This is a genomic window from Corynebacterium suedekumii, from assembly GCF_030252185.1.
Taxonomy (GTDB): Bacteria; Actinomycetota; Actinomycetes; order Mycobacteriales; family Mycobacteriaceae; genus Corynebacterium; species Corynebacterium suedekumii.
On record NZ_CP126970.1, the window covers coordinates 1,554,716 to 1,569,473 of the forward strand.

The following is a 14,758-nucleotide window of genomic DNA, read 5'->3' on the forward strand; positions in this document are numbered from 1 at the left end:
TGGTCGAAAAAGTATAACCCGTGAGCGGAACGGGAGGACCGAGCGGTGCGGTTACAGGGAGAGTCCGTGGCGCGCGGCCAGCGAGCGCAGGGCTCCGCCGACGAGGCGGGCGGCGGCACCGTAGGCGCTGCGGTCGAGGGCGGGCAGGTCCTCGACGAGGATCTCGTGGCCGGGCACCCCGTCGCGCCAGCGGCGCAGCTGCAGGGCGATGCCGGTCTCCCACGCCTGGGTCAGTGCGAAGGCCTCGTTCTCGGTGAGCGAGCCGTTGGTCACCCCTCCGGTGAGGCGGTCGAGGGTCCGGGCCTGCCGGGGATCAGCCCAGCGGGCGACGTCGACCGCGGGGGTGAGCAGGTGGGCGGTGATGTCCACCGGGGTCGCCCGATCCGGCAGGCCCTGGTGCAGCTGGAGGGCCGGTGGGCGGTGGGTGAGGGCGTCGGCGAGCAGGGACGGTGACGGGGCGTCGGGGGTGTCCAGGGCGGCGTCGATACGCAGGGCGTCGGGGGCAGACGCCACCGGGTGGATCTCACCGACGTCGAGACCCACGGAAATGACCAGGTCGGCGACCTCCGATCCGTCGTCGCTGAGCCACTGCACGGCCGTGGCCGGGGTGGCGTCACCACGGGCCACGGCGCCGGTGGGCACGAGCGTGGGGTCGAGCGCACGGCCGGCCGGACTGGTGAGGGTGTCCGCCACCACCGAGGAGAACCAGGTGGTCAGCTCGTTCTCGGGGGCCCGGTGGTCGAGGGCGTTGCGGAGCAGGTCCTGGGCCTCCGCGAGCACACCGCGCGCCACAGCGGGGGAGGTGGACTGCGAGGCCTGCTGGGCAAGCTCCGTCAGGGACTGGTGCAGCACGGAGAACTCCTCTGGCACGGGCGGAAAAGAGGCGGGAAAACACTTCTGAAAATACAGGAACCCGCCCCGCCCGGAGGAATCCGGGGAGCGGGTTTCTGGAACTTTTACCGTGTCACCGTGTGAGGGGCAGCGGCAAAAGTTGCGCTGTTGCTACCCGTTGAGCCGATTTAGCGGCTGGTGAACGGCAGGAGTGCCATTTCGCGTGCGTTCTTCACGGCGGTGGCGACCTGACGCTGCTGCTGCGGGGTCAGGCCGGTGACGCGGCGGGAACGGATCTTGTGGCGGTCGGAGATGAACAGACGAAGGGTCTTGACGTCCTTGTAGTCCACCTTCTCAATGCCCTCAGCCTTGAGGGGGTTCTTCTTGGGGCGGCGGGACTGCTCGATCCGCGCCTTCTTGTGGTTGGTGCGCTGCTTCATGTGTGCCACCCTCTCTTACCAGCTGGACTTACGGACGCCCGGGAGCTCACCACGGTGAGCCATCTCGCGCATACGGACACGGGACAGGCCGAACTTACGGAGGAAGCCACGGGGGCGACCGTCGTGGGCGTCGCGGTTGCGGACGCGGACCGGGGAGGCGTCGCGCGGCTGACGGTTCAGCTCGAACTGCGCATCCAGACGATCCTCGTCAGAGGTGTTCGGGTTGTTGATAATGGCCTTGAGCTCGGCGCGACGCTCCGCGTAACGGGCGACAATCTCCTTGCGCTGCTCGTTCTTGGCGATCTTGGACTTCTTAGCCATAGATTATCGCTCCTCGCGGAATTCGACGTGCTTGCGGGCGACCGGATCAAACTTCATCAGGGAGATACGGTCGGGGTTGTTGCGCTTGTTCTTGCGGGTGACATAGGTGTAACCGGTGCCAGCCGTAGACTTCAGCTTGATGATCGGGCGAATGTCATTACGAGCCACTTAGATCTTCTCCCCACGTGCACGGATCTTGGTCACGACGGACTCGATGCCGTCGCGATCGATGATCTTGAGTCCCTTGGTGGAAACGTTCAGGGTGATGGTACGGCCCTCAGAGGGCAGGAAAAACCGACGACGCTGCACGTTGGGGTTCCAACGGCGCGAGGTGCGGCGGTGCGAGTGCGAGACGGACTTGCCGAACTGCGGCTTGCGTCCCGTGACCTGGCAAATAGCCGACATGGACTTTCTTTCTCCTAGCCGCCCACGTCGCAACTACCGGGACCGCGCCGCACCAACCTCACGTTCCCGTGGGGAACAGGTCGGGGCGCCGTCTCGAGTCGGCTGACGGGGCGTAGACGTATACTTCGACAACAGCAAGGGACAACCCTACAGAAATCCGGGCCGAAATCCTAATCCCGTGTTCACAGCCCGAAGGCCTTCGCCAGCCGCAGCGCCAGCGCCGTCCGGTCCCGGGCGTGCAGCTTCCGCAGCAGCGCCGAGACGTGGTTTTTCACCGTCCCCTCCGCCAGCACCATCTCGGCGGCGATCTCGGCGTTGTTGCGTCCCTGCGCCACCAGCTTTGCGACGTCCCGTTCCGTCCGCGTCAGCAGCGCCAGCTCGCCGTCCGGCGGTGTCGACCCCGCCTGCGCGTGCCGCGCGATGCGGGGATCGAGTACCAGCCCACCGTCGGCGGCCGCCCGGATCGCCTGGGCCAGATCATCCGGGGGCACGTCCTTGAGCAGGTAGCCCGATGCGCCGGCGGCCACGAGGGAGGAGACGAGCTGCGCGTCGTCGAAGGTGGTGAGCACGAGGGTGGGCAGATGCGGAGCGCACATGGTCACCACCCCGAGCCCGTCGACCCCCGGCATCGCGGCGTCGGTGATGACGATGTCCGCGTCATGCTCCCGCGCGAGCTCGAGGGCACGGGCCCCGTCGGTGGAGGTGGCGACGATGTCGATGCCGTCGATCGTCTCGAACAACAGGGACAGCCCGCGCAGCAGCATGGGGTGGTCGTCGATGAGGATGGCGGTGATCTGGGGGATCATGTGCGCTCCGGGAGGGTGAGGGTGAGCAGGAAGCCGCCGTCGGGCCCGCCGTGCGGGTCCAGGCTGAGGTTCCCACCCGCGGCGTGGGCCCGGTCCGACAACGAGGTGAGGCCGAAGCTCGGCGCGGCGTCATTGCCCCGGCCGTTGTCCGCGACCGTGAGTGAGGTGGGGGACAGGTCGATGCCGACCCGGTCGGCACCACTGTGGCGGACGGCGTTGGTCAGGGCCTCCTGGACTGTGCGGAGGATGAGCAGGGTGGTCGCTTCGTCCGGTTCCGGGCCGGCGGCGGAACGGAAGGTGACGGTCAGCCCCGTGCCCCGGAAGGAATCCGCGAGGGAGGCGAGCGTCTCGTGGATTCCGCCCTCCGCGAGCTCGGTGGGGCGCATCGCCCGGACGGTGGCGCGCATGGTGTCCAGCGCCGTGGACGTCGCCTCCCGGGCCCGGGTGATCTCCTCGGCGGCGCGGGCCGGGTCCCGGTCGATCATCCGCCGGGAGAAGTCCAGGCTCAGGCCGATGGTGGTGAGCTGGTGACCGAGCCCGTCGTGCAGGGCCGCGGCGACCCGTTCCCGCTCCTGGGCCAGCGCCAGGTCCCGCGAGTCCCGCAGGCTGGCCTGCAGGCGGCTGTTCGCCTCAGCGAGTTCCGTGAGCGCCCGGCGTCGTGATTCATCCAGCGTGCGGGCGCGCAGCAGCAGGGAGGCGAAGGACAGGCCGGCGAGGACGATGAGCACGGTGGCCAGGGATTCGCCGAGGATGCGGCCCAGTCCACTGCCGGCGGCGACGTGTGTCGCGGCGGTGACGGCCAGGGTGACGGCGCCGTAGATCAGCGCGACCCCCCGGGTGGTCCCGAGGGTGAGGACGATGAGTGCCATCCACTGCGTCGCGATGGACACGGGGGAGTCCGCGATGAGGAAGGCCGCGAACGCCACCACCGCGAAACCGGCGGCGGTGACCGTCGACGGCCGGCGGGACCAGGCGATCCACGCCACGACGAGCAGGACGGCGATGCCGCCACCGAGGGCCTGGAGGACGGCGGGGCGGCCGTACGCGAGGACGACACTGAGATAGAGGAGTACCGCCGCCCCGAAGAAGAAGGTGAGCAACCGGTGATCCATTGCCGGGGTGTCCCGGTCGACGCCGGGGCTGTACTCGGTCATGTCCCTCACGCTACCGGCGTCGACCCATGACCCGGGTCATGATTCTTGGCCTGCCGAATCGTGACTCCAGGGGGTTCTGGAACGTCGGGCAGGTCCATAGCGTGAGCGACATGACACGTCATCTCTTCCCGATCTGTCCCCGCGACTCCCCGTCACCTGGTGGTGCCTGCTCATCCGCGCGATCGTCGGCACCGCCCTCATGCTCGTGGCGAACTTCGCCCGGATCCCGTTGCACTCCTGGGCGGAGAATCGCTTCGCCGGCGACGACACCGCCCTCGTCAACGCGAGCTCCGTCATCTTCCTGCTCACCCCGGCCCTCATCATCGCCGGCGTCGCGGTGTGGATGCGGGTGGTGGAGCGGGCGTCGATACGCGTGACCGGCCTGCTCAACCCCCGTGGCGCTGGCGTGGGCCTGCTCGGCGGTCTGGCGATCGTGTCCGTCGCCATGGCGGCCGCCTGGCTCGTCCTCGCCTTCGTGGCACCGCCGCTGAGTGATGCTCCGGCGGAGACCGTCGCCGTCGGCGGTACCGATCTGACCCAGGTGGGCATCGGCTGGGTCCTGCTCTACCTGGTCGTCCGCGCCCTGCTCCTGCAGGGACTGCCCGAGGAACTCATCTTCCGCGGCTGGTTCTTCCACGTCACCCGGACCCGCCCGTGGCTGACGCTGGCGTGGACCACCGTGGCGTTCACGGCCATCCACCTCACCTCCTCCGGTGGGCAGCAGTCGACGCTCGACTTCCTCATCTACCTCATGATCCCGCTCGGCATGTCCATCCTCGGCGGCGCCCTGATGCTGTGGACCGGCAACGTGTGGTGGGCGGCCGGCGCCCACGGCGGCGTCCACATCGGTCTGGCCGTCGGGTCGGTCGTGTATCCGATCGCGCTCGGACCGGTGGCATGGACGGTCATCGGGCTGGCGCAGATCCTGCTCGGCGTGATCATTCTGGCCTGGTGGAACGCGCGTCGCCGCAGGTAGCGGAGATTTCTGATTTCGGGTTCCGGGGTGTACCATGGTCCGAGTTGTCAATCTCCAACCCAACTCAGGCACGATCCCGGACCGCACGCGAATGCCGGGAACCGACCTGATGTTCCATCCTGAGGGAATCGAGAATCTATGAAGAGCGATATTCACCCCGACTACCACCCGGTGGTCTTCCAGGACGCCGGTACCGGCTTCCAGTTCCTGACCCGTTCCACCGTCACCAGCGACCGCAAGGTCACCTGGGAGGACGGCAACGAGTACCCGCTGATCGTCGTTGACGTCACCAGCGAGTCCCACCCGTTCTGGACCGGTGCACAGCGTGTCATGGACACCGCTGGTCGCGTCGAGAAGTTCGAGAAGCGTTTCGGTGGCATGGCCCGCCGCAAGAAGAAGGCGTAAGGAGGGTAATCAACCATGGCAGTTCCGAAGTTCAAGAAGTCCCGCGCCAACACGCGCATGCGTCGCTCCCAGTGGAAGGCCGACAATGTCGCCCTCCAGGAGGTCAAGATCGACGGTCAGACCGTGCGCATTCCGCGCCGTCTGGTCAAGGCCGCTCAGCTCGGTCTCGTTGAGGTCGAGCAGTTCTAGTTTCTGAGCACAGGCCCAGAATTCTCAGAAACCCGGCTGTACCTGCATAAATATGCGGGTACGGCCGGTGTTTTTGATTCACCAGTAGTCCATAATGGAATACATGAGAATACTCGTTGTCGACGACGAACAGGCCGTACGCGAATCCCTGCGGAGGTCACTCGCATTCAACAGCTACGATGTCACCCTCGCGGAGGACGGGGTCGAAGCACTGGAGATGATCTCGCGGGAACAGCCCGACCTCATCATCCTCGACGTTATGATGCCCCGGATGGACGGCCTGGAGGTCTGCCGCAACCTGCGCAGCACCGGATACGACCGGCCGATACTCATCCTCACCGCCCGCGACGCCGTCGCCGACCGGGTCGCCGGCCTCGATGCCGGCGCCGATGACTACCTGCCCAAGCCCTTCGCCCTCGAGGAGCTGCTCGCCCGCGTCCGCTCCCTCCTCCGCCGCGCCGCCGTGGAGAACTCGACCAGCCAGGACGATCAGGAGGAACTCGTCTTCGAGGACCTCCACCTCGACCCGGAGACCCGCGACGTCAGCCGCGGCGACCGCTCCTTCAGCCTCACCCGCACCGAGTTCTCGCTGCTCAAGCTGCTCATGCAGAACCCGCGACGGGTGCTCTCCCGGGCCACCATCCTCGAGGAGGTGTGGGGCTACGACTTCCCGACCTCCGGCAACGCGCTCGAGGTCTACATCGGTTACCTGCGCCGCAAGACCGAGGCCAACGATGAGTCCCGCCTCATCCACACCGTCCGGGGCGTCGGTTACGTCCTGCGGGAGACAGCTCCGTGATGTTGCGGCGCGCCGCCGTCGCACAGGAACCTCTGTCCCACGATGACCTGACCCCGGCCTCCACGGCCGTGGGGCCCAACGGGGGGATCGTCACGCACACGCCGCTGCGCTGGCGCCTGGCGATCCTCACCGCCACGGTCGTCGCCGTCGCCGTCGGCGCCGTCACCCTGGTGACGTACTGGACGGTGTCCTCCACCCTCACGGCATCCGTCGACGTGGAACTGTCCCAGAAGTCGAGCCTGCTCATCGACCGGGCCAGTGAACCGCTCCAGCTCGTGCACATCGGCACCGAGATCGAACGATTCAAGTCCTACAACCCGGGCTCCCGTCTCGCGGTGTCACCACCGGGCTGGACCTCGAGCCGCGGAGACAACATCCGGCTGGGCACCGACTTCAACCCGGTGCCGGGGGAGTACTTCTCCACCTTCAACACCGTCGGCGGGGAGCGCATCATCGCCGTGAACAACGGCTTCGGCACCACCGTCGTCCTCGCCCACGACATGAGCTCGACGCGCCAGCTCATCTCCACCCTCGGCGGCATCCTGCTGTTCATCGCCGCCATGGGCATCCTCCTGGCCATCGCCGCCGGCATGGTCGTCGCCACCGCCGGCCTCAGCCCGCTGTCGCGCCTGCAACGCGCCGTGGACTACGTCACCCGCACGGACGACCTCCGGCCCATCGCGGTCGCCGGAACCGACGAACTCGCCCAGTTGACCCGCTCCTTCAACGCCATGCTCGAGACCCTCCAGCAGTCTCGCACGCAGCAGGCCCAGCTCGTCGCCGACGCCGGCCACGAGCTCAAGACCCCGCTGACCTCCATGCGGACCAACATCGAGCTCATCATGATGGTCAACCGGCCCGGGGTGGTCAACACCATGTCGGACGCCGACCTGCGGGACATGGAACGGGACGTGCTCGCCCAGATGTCGGAGCTGTCCACCCTCATCGGTGATCTGGTGGACCTCGCCCGGGAGGATGCACCGGAACGGATCAACGAACCGGTGCTCCTGGAAGAGACCATCGCCTCGTCCATCGAACGCGTCCGGCGCCGCCGGCTCGACGTCGACTTCCAGACCGACACCCTGCCCTGGGTGCTCGACGGTGACGCCTTCGCCATCGGCCGTGCCACACTCAACCTGCTGGACAACGCGGCAAAATGGTCGCCGCCCGACTCCACGGTGCGGGTCCGCATGACCCAGATCGCCGACGACCGGATCGAGCTCTCCGTCGCGGACTCCGGCCCCGGTATCAACGAGGACGACCGGGAGCGCGTGTTCGAGCGCTTCTACCGTTCGCCGGAGGCCCGGGCAATGCCGGGTTCCGGCCTCGGGTTGGCGATCGTCAAGCAGATCATTGAACGCCACGGCGGCAGCATCCGGATCGAGGAGTCCGACGACGGCGGCACCGACATGCGAGTGGAGCTTCCCGGACGACCGGTGGCGGACGACGTCCGCGAACCCAGGTAACGTACAGATTTGCCCCAGGGATGGTCCAGTGGGGGAGAGGAAGGTGGAACGCATGAACGACCAGACCACCCCGAACACCCCGAATTCCGGCGGTTACCAGCCGGTGAACTCCCCGTACCGGTCCTGGGACAATTCACCGCCCGCCACCCCGAACCCGGACACGGGGACCCCGTCCTCGGCGGCCACGGAGCCACCCGTGATGGCGCCGGCTCCGACGAAGGAGAAGCGCCGGGTCGGTCTGGGGACCGCGTTGGCCCTCATGCTCGTCGGTTCGGTGGCATCCGGCAGCATCGTCGGACTGACCCTGGCGAACACGAACGCGGGCGGGGAGTCCGAGACCGTCAACTCACTGCGCGAGCCCAGCCAGCCCTCGCCGGACGCCCCGGAAGGCGGGGTGGAGCGGGTCGCCGCGGACGTGCTTCCCACCGTGGTGTCCATCCAGTTGGCCACCCGCGCCGGCGCGAGCAGCGGGTCAGGTTCGATCATCTCCTCCGACGGCTACGTCCTCACCAACCACCATGTCGTCGCCGGTGCAGAAAACGGTGGGCTGATGCAGGTCACGCTCAACAACGGTGCCACCCATGAGGCGGAGTTCGTCGCCTCCGACCCGGCGACCGACATCGCGGTGATCAAGATCCGGGACATCTCGGACCTTCCGGTGATCACCTTCGGTGACTCCTCGGGGATCAACGTCGGCCAGGAGGTCGTGGCCATAGGCTCCCCGCTGGGACTGAGCTCCACGGTGACCTCCGGCATCGTCTCCTCCCTCAATCGCCCGGTGCGTGCCTCCGACGGTGGCGGGGAGTCCTCCCTCATCGACGCGATCCAGACCGACGCGGCCATCAACCCCGGCAACTCCGGCGGCCCGCTCGTGGACATGAACGGTCATCTCATCGGCATGAACTCGGTCATCGCCTCGCTGAGCTCGGGCGGGGAGGCCGGATCGATCGGCCTGGGATTCGCCATCCCCTCCAACTTCGCCAAGCGCGTCGCCGACCAGCTCATCGCCACCGGTGAGGCGACTTACCCGATGCTCGGTGTGCAGGTCGCTGCTCGGGGTGACGTCGACGGGGCGCTCATCGCCTCCGTGGAGCCGGGCAGCCCGGCCGAGGAAGCCGGTCTCGCAGAAGGTGATGTGGTCACCCGCGTGGAGGACCGGATCATCGACACCTCCGACGCCCTCGTGGCCGACATCCGTTCCCAGGAATTCGGCCAGACCGTCACCCTGGAAGTAACTCAGCCGGATACGGGACAGACCCGAGAGGTAGAGGTTACTCTGACCACAGAGTAGTTTTTCGCCATATATCCCCCGCATGTCAGGACGCACGATGAACAACACCATGAATTCGGTCCCGGAGATTCCCCGCACATCTGCCCTGCTCGACGTGGCAGAGCCCGACGAGGAGCTGCTGCTCGCCGTGGAGAAGGAGGACCGTCTCCCGCCGCGGCGCCGCGCCCTGGTGGTGCTGGTCTCCGACCACACGCTCGGGTCGGGGGAGGACACGGACCGGCTGGTGACAGAGCTGCTCGTGGAGGCCGACTTCTCCGTCGACGGCTGCATCTCGGTCCGCTCGAAGAAGTCCCAGATCCGGCAGGCCATCGAGACCGCGGTGGTCGGGGGAGTTGACCTCGTGCTCACCGTCGGTGGCACGGGTGTCGGCCCGCGGGACAAGACCCCGGAGGCCACGCGGGCGGTCATCGACGTGATGGTGCCGGGTGTCGGGCAGGCCATCCGGGCCTCGGGCCTGGCCTGTGGTGCGGTGGACGCGGGCACGTCGCGGGGCATTGTGGGGGTGTCCGGATCGACCGTGGTGGTCAACCTCGCTCCCTCTCGGGCGGCGGTGCGTGACGGTATGGCGACCCTGACGCCGCTGGTGCACCACCTCATCGACCAGCTGCAGAAGCACACCGTTGAGTAGCAGCCGGCGCGAGCGGCGTAGGGTGCACCGGCCTTCCGATGCCCCTGACATCGACCGCAGTGTGGATCGGGCCGATCACGGCTTCGGAATCGAAAAACCCGCTGACGACCAGCGGGAAGTTCTTCTCGACCCGGAGGCCGAGGATGCACTCACGGGTGAGGAGTTCTGGCGCGAGCAGCGCCCTCCCCACCACGGGTGAGTGACTAGCGGACCTCGCGGGAGAGCAGGTCGCGGATCTCGGTGAGCAGTTCGACGTCGGTCGGGGCGACGTCCTCCTCATCCTGGTTGATGCCGCGGCGGGCCTCCTGGATCTCCTTCAGCTTGTTCATCGGGGCGACGATGACGAAGTAGACCACTGCTGCGATGAGCAGGAAGTTGATGGCGGCGGTGATGACGGCACCGAAGTCGAGGAAGGTGGCGTCGTTGCCGGAGATGATGTTGAAGCCGAGGCCGTTGACCTCAGCGCCACCGATGGAGGCGATGAGCGGGTTGATGAGGTTGTCCGAGAACGCGGTGACGATCGCGGTGAAGGCGCCACCGATGACCACGGCGACAGCCAGGTCGATGACGTTGCCGCGCATGATGAAGTCCTTGAAGCCCTGCAGCATGTTGGATCTCCTTTGAATCTGGGAGGACGTATTGACAAAAAGACTGTAGACCAATCACCCTCCGGAAGCACGGTCCCCGGTGATGACGACCGCCAGGGGTGACCCCAGTGAGGCCGCCGCGACCGCCCGGGCGTCATCGGCTGGGAGGGCGACCAGGAGGGTTCCGGGGGTGTCCTGAGCGGAAGCTAAAATGACCTTTCCACCTGCGGCGATGGTCTCCGGAAGGCCGGAGTCGGGGGCGTGGGTGACCACGTCGACGGTGTCGCCGTGGTGCAGCAGGGGGATCACCTCGGGTTCGGCGAGTCGCACCGGCACCAGGTGTGTGATTCCACTCACGTCGGTACCGGCCGGGCCGATTTCGATGAATCTGTGCTTTGTTGCGATCTCGCCCGACTGGGCAGCGGCGGTGACCACCCGGCCCTCCACCTCGCCCGGATCCGTGAGTGCGTCGGCGGGAAGAAGATGCGGCGGAACCCGGACGGAGGAGACATCGTCGGCCGTCACCGCCGCGCCCGCGGGGACGTCGCGGGCGAAGACGACCGCGGAGGGATCCTGGCCGGTGGCCTCCCGGACGGTCAGGGCGAGGGCGAGAAGGACGAGGAGGGCGGCGGCCACCCGGCGGAGCAGGAGGGAGCGCCGCCACCCCGGGGTGGTCAGCGTGCGGCGCAGAGAGGGTAGGGGAGAAGGGCTCATACCCCATTGGACTCCGCAGGGGCGCCGACGGTTCCCGGCGGATTCAGGTTCAGCGGAAGTGGCGGACCCCCGCCGGGGTGATGGCCAGGTCGACGGGCATGTCATGGCCCTCGGCGGGGATGTCGTCACGGATCTCCCCGTTATAGAGGAGAACCGCGGTGCGTGGGGGGTTCTCGCCGGCGGCCAGGTGGGCCAGGGCCCGGTCGTAGTAGCCGCCACCCTTGCCCAGCCGGATGCCGTCCGGGCTTACCCCGAGGGCGGGGACGAGGATGAGTCGGCACGAGGCGATGGCGTCGGGGCCGAGGCGGTCGCCGGTGGGCTCGGCGATGCCGAGGGCGCCGGGGTTGAGATTGAGGCGCCCCTGGTACCGGGCCCAGTCGAGATGGCCGCCCGGAAGGGAGACAGGCAGGAGGAGGGAGGAGGCCTCGCCGTGCAGGGCGTCGAGAAGCAGGGTGCCGCCGGGCTCACCCGGGAGGGGGAGTAGGCGGCCACCGAGGTCTCCACCGGGGACAGTGAGCGCAGCAGGGCGGCGGCGTGCGCGATGATCGCGGAATCCTCCCGCGAGATGTCCTCCGGGCTCATGCCCCGGCGCACCTGGATCATCTGCGCGCGCAGCGCCACCTTCCGTTCCCTGATCTCTGCTGGGTCCATGACCTCCATCATGCACCGAAACCGATGCGGCGGGGTGGGCACATCCGGGCATGGTCTCGGGGTAGGGTGTGACGCTATGAGCTTGTCATCTCACGAGCACCCGCATGGTGTGAAGACCGTCATTGTTCCCGCTGCAGGCATGGGAACCCGGTTCCTTCCGGCGACGAAGACGGTTCCCAAGGAGCTGCTGCCGGTCGTGGACACCCCCGGCATCGAACTCATCGCCGAGGAGGCCGCCGCCCTGGGCGCGTCCCGCATGGCCGTCATCGTCGCGCCGAACAAGCAGGAGGTCATGCGCCACTTCGGGCAGTTCCCCAACCTGGTGGAGACCCTCAGCGAGCGCGGCAAGGACGAGCAGGTGGCCAAGGTGCAGCGCGCCAACCAGCTCATCCAGCCGGTCGCTGTCGAGCAGGCGAAGCCGCTCGGCCTGGGGCACGCCGTGGGCCTGGCGGAGAGCGTCCTCGATGACGACGAGGATGTCGTCGCCGTCATGCTCCCGGATGATCTGGTCATGCCTTTCGGCGTGCTGGAGAAGATGGCCCGGGTCCGCGCCGAGCTCGGCGGTTCCGTGCTGTGTGCCGTCAACGTCTCCCCGGAGGAGGTCTCAAACTACGGCGTCTTCGACGTAGAGGAGATCGCCGCAGACAGTGACCTGCCCGCCGCCCGCGTCAAGCGCGTCGTCGGCATGGTGGAGAAGCCGGACGTCGACGACGCCCCCTCCACCCTGGTGGCCACCGGCCGCTACCTGCTTGACCGCGCCATCTTCGACGCCCTCAAGCGCATCACCCCGGGCAAGGGCGGCGAAATACAGCTCACCGACGCGATTGAGCTGATGATCACCGAGGGCCACCCGGTCCACATCGTCGTCCACGAGGGCAAGCGCCACGACCTGGGCAACCCGGCCGGTTACATCCCGGCGTGCGTCGACTTCGGACTGAGCCACCCGACGTACGGCCCGGCGCTGCGTAAGGCGATCACCGAGATCCTCGCCGAGCACGATGCCGCCGAGCACGACGCCGGCGAGGCCGTCCGGACCACCTCGTAGGACCCCGCCGGGATCTCTGCAGGACTGAAGGGAGCAGGTCATGCGTTCTGTCGAGCAGCAGCTCGCCCTGGTCACCGACGCCGCCGTCACCCCGGAGCCGGTGCGCATCGCCATCGCCGACGCCCTCGGCCTCATGTGCGCCGAGGAGGTCCAGGCCACCCGCTCGCTGCCCGGCTTCCCGCAGGCCGCGATCGACGGCTACGCCGTCCGTGCCGTCGACGTCGGCGGCGAGCGGGGCCTCGGCGCCCCCGAACCTGACCCGGACGCCCCTGTCGAACCGGTCGAGCGATCCCTCCCGGTCGTCGGCGAGGTCGCCGCGGGGTCCCAGCAGCCCCTGCGCCTGCAGCCCAAGCAGGCCGTGCGCGTCCACACCGGAGCGCCGCTGCCCACGCTTGCCGACGCCGTCCTCCCCCTCGAGTGGACCGACCGCGGCCGCCGCCGCGTCACCGCCCACCGGGTGGTCCGCTCCGGCGACTTCGTCCGCCGCGCCGGCGACGACATCCAGCCGGGCGATGTGGCCGTGACCTCCGGTTCCGTCCTCGGACCCGCCCAGATCGGCCTGCTCGCCGCCGTCGGCCGCTCCAAGGTCCTCGTCTACCCGCGGCCCCGGATGTCCGTCATCTCCGTCGGCCGGGAACTCGTCGACATCGACCGCGATCCCGGCCTCGGCCAGATCTACGACGTCAACTCCTACGCCCTGGCCGCCGCCGGCCGCGAGGCTGGCGCGGATGTCTACCGCGTGGGCATCGCCGCCGGCGAACCCCGCCGCCTCAAGGAGATCATCGAGTCCCAGATCATCCGCAGCGAGGTCCTGGTCATCTCCGGCGCCGTCGGCGGCTCCGGCTCCGAGGCCTTCCGCGAGGTCCTCGCCGAACTCGGAGACATCGACACCTCCCGGGTGGCCATGCACCCCGGCTCCGTCCAGGGCTTCGGACTGCTGGGCGAGGAGCGCATCCCTGTCTTCCTGCTGCCCTCCAACCCGGTCTCCGCCCTGGTCACCTTCGAGGTGTTCATCCGGCCGCTCATCCGGCTGTCGCTGGGCAAGCACAACTCCAACCGCCGCGTCGTCCGGGCCCGCGCCCTCAACCACGTCGCCTCCCGCGAGGGGCGCCGTGGTTTCATCCGCGCCCGCCTCATGCGCGACGCCGACACCCAGGACTACCTGGTCGAGGGCCTCGGCGGCGCCGCCGGAGCGCCCGCCCACCTGCTCGCCGGCCTCGCCGAGGCCAACGCCATGATCCGTCTGCCCGAGGACGTCACCGAGATCCGCCCGGGCGATGTCGTCGAGGTCATGTTCCTCGCCCAGACCACCTGATGCGGGCCCGCTAGTGTACGACCCCTTCGGGCTGGCCGGCCGACGTTTCCGCACCGCCGCCACCGGCCCCCGCGACGCCGTCCATCCCGGCTGGCCGGAAGCCACCCCCACCGTCGTGCTCCCCGACGGCGGCGAGATCCGCCTGCGGCCGCTCACCGCCCACGACGGTAAGGCCTGGCGCGAACAACGCCTCCTCGACGAGGTTCATCTCCGACCCGTCGAACCCACCGTCCCGGAGACCTGGGAACTGGCGCACTCGTCGGCCACCTGGTGGAACGTCATCGGCGGCCTGCGTGCCGCCGCCCTCCGCGGCCAGGTCGTGCCACTGGCCATCGACCTCGACGGCGCCTTCGCCGGGCAGGTCACCCTGGGCACCATCCAGCACGGCAGCGTCTCCGACTGCTGGATCGGCTACTGGGTCCATTCCGCCCACATGGGCCGCGGTGTCGCCACCGCCGCCTGCGCCCTCGGCACCGACCACGCCTTCCGCCGCATCGGCCTCCACCGCGTCACCGCCACCTATCTGCCCGACAACCCCGCCTCCGGCCGGGTGCTCGCCCACAACGGATTCCGTACCGAGGGATTCCTGCGCCGCAACCTGCACATCGACGGCCGGTGGCGCGACCACCACTACGTGGCCCAGATGGTCGAGGACCACCCCGACACCTGTGTCGCCCGCCTGCGCCGCGCCGGACGACTGCGCTGATCGGTCGGTCGGCGTGGCAGGGCGGTCAC

20 protein-coding genes are annotated in these 14,758 nt (G+C 68.5%); 10 read left to right on the forward strand and 10 right to left on the reverse strand.

The annotated features are described in order from the left end of the window. Nucleotides 1-51 precede the first annotated feature (51 nt). From QP029_RS07775 to QP029_RS07805, 7 genes are all read right to left on the reverse strand, one after another. Nucleotides 52-852, reverse strand: a complete 801-nt coding sequence (locus QP029_RS07775; RefSeq protein ID WP_284873783.1) for a putative nucleotidyltransferase substrate binding domain-containing protein — start codon at nt 850-852, stop codon at nt 52-54. Between the two features lie 167 nt (nt 853-1,019). Then, a complete protein-coding gene (rpsR, locus tag QP029_RS07780) occupies nt 1,020-1,271 on the reverse strand; it encodes a 30S ribosomal protein S18 (RefSeq protein ID WP_047252593.1) in 252 nt (83 codons plus the stop codon). A 15-nt stretch (nt 1,272-1,286) separates the two neighbouring features. Continuing rightward, nucleotides 1,287-1,592 carry a 30S ribosomal protein S14 gene (gene rpsN / locus QP029_RS07785; protein WP_284873784.1) on the reverse strand — a complete coding sequence of 102 codons (306 nt, stop codon included), beginning with the start codon at nt 1,590-1,592 and terminating at the stop codon, nt 1,287-1,289. 3 nt (nt 1,593-1,595) lie between these two features. Next, the gene (gene rpmG / locus QP029_RS07790) at nt 1,596-1,760 is read right to left on the reverse strand and encodes a 50S ribosomal protein L33 (protein ID WP_123048541.1); all 165 of its coding nucleotides are present in this window, start codon (nt 1,758-1,760) and stop codon (nt 1,596-1,598) included. Then, a complete protein-coding gene (gene rpmB, locus QP029_RS07795) occupies nt 1,761-1,997 on the reverse strand; it encodes a 50S ribosomal protein L28 (RefSeq protein ID WP_284873785.1) in 237 nt (78 codons plus the stop codon). It abuts the gene before it with no gap. A 182-nt stretch (nt 1,998-2,179) separates the two neighbouring features. After that, complete coding sequence (locus tag QP029_RS07800) at nt 2,180-2,803, reverse strand: response regulator (protein ID WP_284873786.1); 624 nt, start codon at nt 2,801-2,803, stop codon at nt 2,180-2,182. Then, nucleotides 2,800-3,957, reverse strand: a complete 1,158-nt coding sequence (locus QP029_RS07805; protein WP_284873787.1) for a sensor histidine kinase — start codon at nt 3,955-3,957, stop codon at nt 2,800-2,802. Before QP029_RS07805 ends, QP029_RS07800 begins: the two co-directional genes overlap by 4 nt. Nucleotides 3,958-4,162: 205 nt before the next feature. Between QP029_RS07805 and QP029_RS07810 the strand changes: the two genes are divergently transcribed. The 7 genes from QP029_RS07810 (at nt 4,163) to QP029_RS07840 (ending at nt 9,711) form a co-directional block, all read left to right on the forward strand. Beyond that, nucleotides 4,163-4,933 (forward strand): CPBP family intramembrane glutamic endopeptidase, encoded by a 771-nt coding sequence (locus QP029_RS07810; protein ID WP_284873788.1) that lies wholly within the window; start codon nt 4,163-4,165, stop codon nt 4,931-4,933. 138 nt (nt 4,934-5,071) lie between these two features. Further along, complete coding sequence (locus QP029_RS07815) at nt 5,072-5,338, forward strand: type B 50S ribosomal protein L31 (protein WP_284873789.1); 267 nt, start codon at nt 5,072-5,074, stop codon at nt 5,336-5,338. A gap of 15 nt (nt 5,339-5,353) precedes the next feature. Then, nucleotides 5,354-5,527 carry a 50S ribosomal protein L32 gene (gene rpmF / locus QP029_RS07820; RefSeq protein WP_284873790.1) on the forward strand — a complete coding sequence of 58 codons (174 nt, stop codon included), beginning with the start codon at nt 5,354-5,356 and terminating at the stop codon, nt 5,525-5,527. A gap of 103 nt (nt 5,528-5,630) precedes the next feature. Beyond that, entirely contained in the window at nt 5,631-6,326 is a 696-nt protein-coding gene (locus tag QP029_RS07825) for a response regulator transcription factor (protein WP_284873791.1), read from the forward strand. Then, nucleotides 6,326-7,792, forward strand: coding sequence for a HAMP domain-containing sensor histidine kinase (locus tag QP029_RS07830; RefSeq protein WP_284876191.1), 1,467 nt, complete (start codon nt 6,326-6,328; stop codon nt 7,790-7,792). Before QP029_RS07825 ends, QP029_RS07830 begins: the two co-directional genes overlap by 1 nt. A 52-nt stretch (nt 7,793-7,844) precedes the next feature. Then, nucleotides 7,845-9,083, forward strand: coding sequence for a S1C family serine protease (locus QP029_RS07835; RefSeq protein ID WP_284873792.1), 1,239 nt, complete (start codon nt 7,845-7,847; stop codon nt 9,081-9,083). 37 nt (nt 9,084-9,120) lie between these two features. Beyond that, on the forward strand, nt 9,121-9,711 hold the full coding sequence (locus tag QP029_RS07840) for a MogA/MoaB family molybdenum cofactor biosynthesis protein (protein WP_284873793.1): 591 nt from the start codon (nt 9,121-9,123) through the stop codon (nt 9,709-9,711). A 203-nt stretch (nt 9,712-9,914) separates the two neighbouring features. Here QP029_RS07840 and mscL read toward each other — a convergent pair whose 3' ends face one another. From mscL to QP029_RS07855, 3 genes are read right to left on the reverse strand one after another with little or no spacing between them, the layout of a single operon-like run. After that, nucleotides 9,915-10,319 carry a large conductance mechanosensitive channel protein MscL gene (gene mscL, locus QP029_RS07845; RefSeq protein WP_284873794.1) on the reverse strand — a complete coding sequence of 135 codons (405 nt, stop codon included), beginning with the start codon at nt 10,317-10,319 and terminating at the stop codon, nt 9,915-9,917. A gap of 54 nt (nt 10,320-10,373) precedes the next feature. Beyond that, complete coding sequence (locus tag QP029_RS07850; protein WP_284873795.1) at nt 10,374-11,012, reverse strand: SAF domain-containing protein; 639 nt, start codon at nt 11,010-11,012, stop codon at nt 10,374-10,376. 49 nt (nt 11,013-11,061) lie between these two features. Then, nucleotides 11,062-11,715: a 5-formyltetrahydrofolate cyclo-ligase gene (locus QP029_RS07855; RefSeq protein WP_284873796.1), complete on the reverse strand. Its 654-nt coding sequence runs from the start codon at nt 11,713-11,715 to the stop codon at nt 11,062-11,064. A 24-nt stretch (nt 11,716-11,739) separates the two neighbouring features. Here QP029_RS07855 and QP029_RS07860 point away from each other — a divergent pair, with 24 nt between their 5' ends. Genes QP029_RS07860 through QP029_RS07870 form a run of 3 tightly spaced genes read left to right on the forward strand, consistent with a single transcriptional unit; the run spans nt 11,740 to nt 14,729 of the window. Continuing rightward, on the forward strand, nt 11,740-12,708 hold the full coding sequence (locus QP029_RS07860; protein WP_284873797.1) for a UTP--glucose-1-phosphate uridylyltransferase: 969 nt from the start codon (nt 11,740-11,742) through the stop codon (nt 12,706-12,708). A 40-nt stretch (nt 12,709-12,748) separates the two neighbouring features. Next, nucleotides 12,749-14,023: a molybdotransferase-like divisome protein Glp gene (gene glp, locus QP029_RS07865; RefSeq protein ID WP_284873798.1), complete on the forward strand. Its 1,275-nt coding sequence runs from the start codon at nt 12,749-12,751 to the stop codon at nt 14,021-14,023. Between the two features lie 13 nt (nt 14,024-14,036). Continuing rightward, nucleotides 14,037-14,729 carry a GNAT family N-acetyltransferase gene (locus QP029_RS07870; protein WP_284873799.1) on the forward strand — a complete coding sequence of 231 codons (693 nt, stop codon included), beginning with the start codon at nt 14,037-14,039 and terminating at the stop codon, nt 14,727-14,729. Nucleotides 14,730-14,758 lie beyond the last annotated feature (29 nt).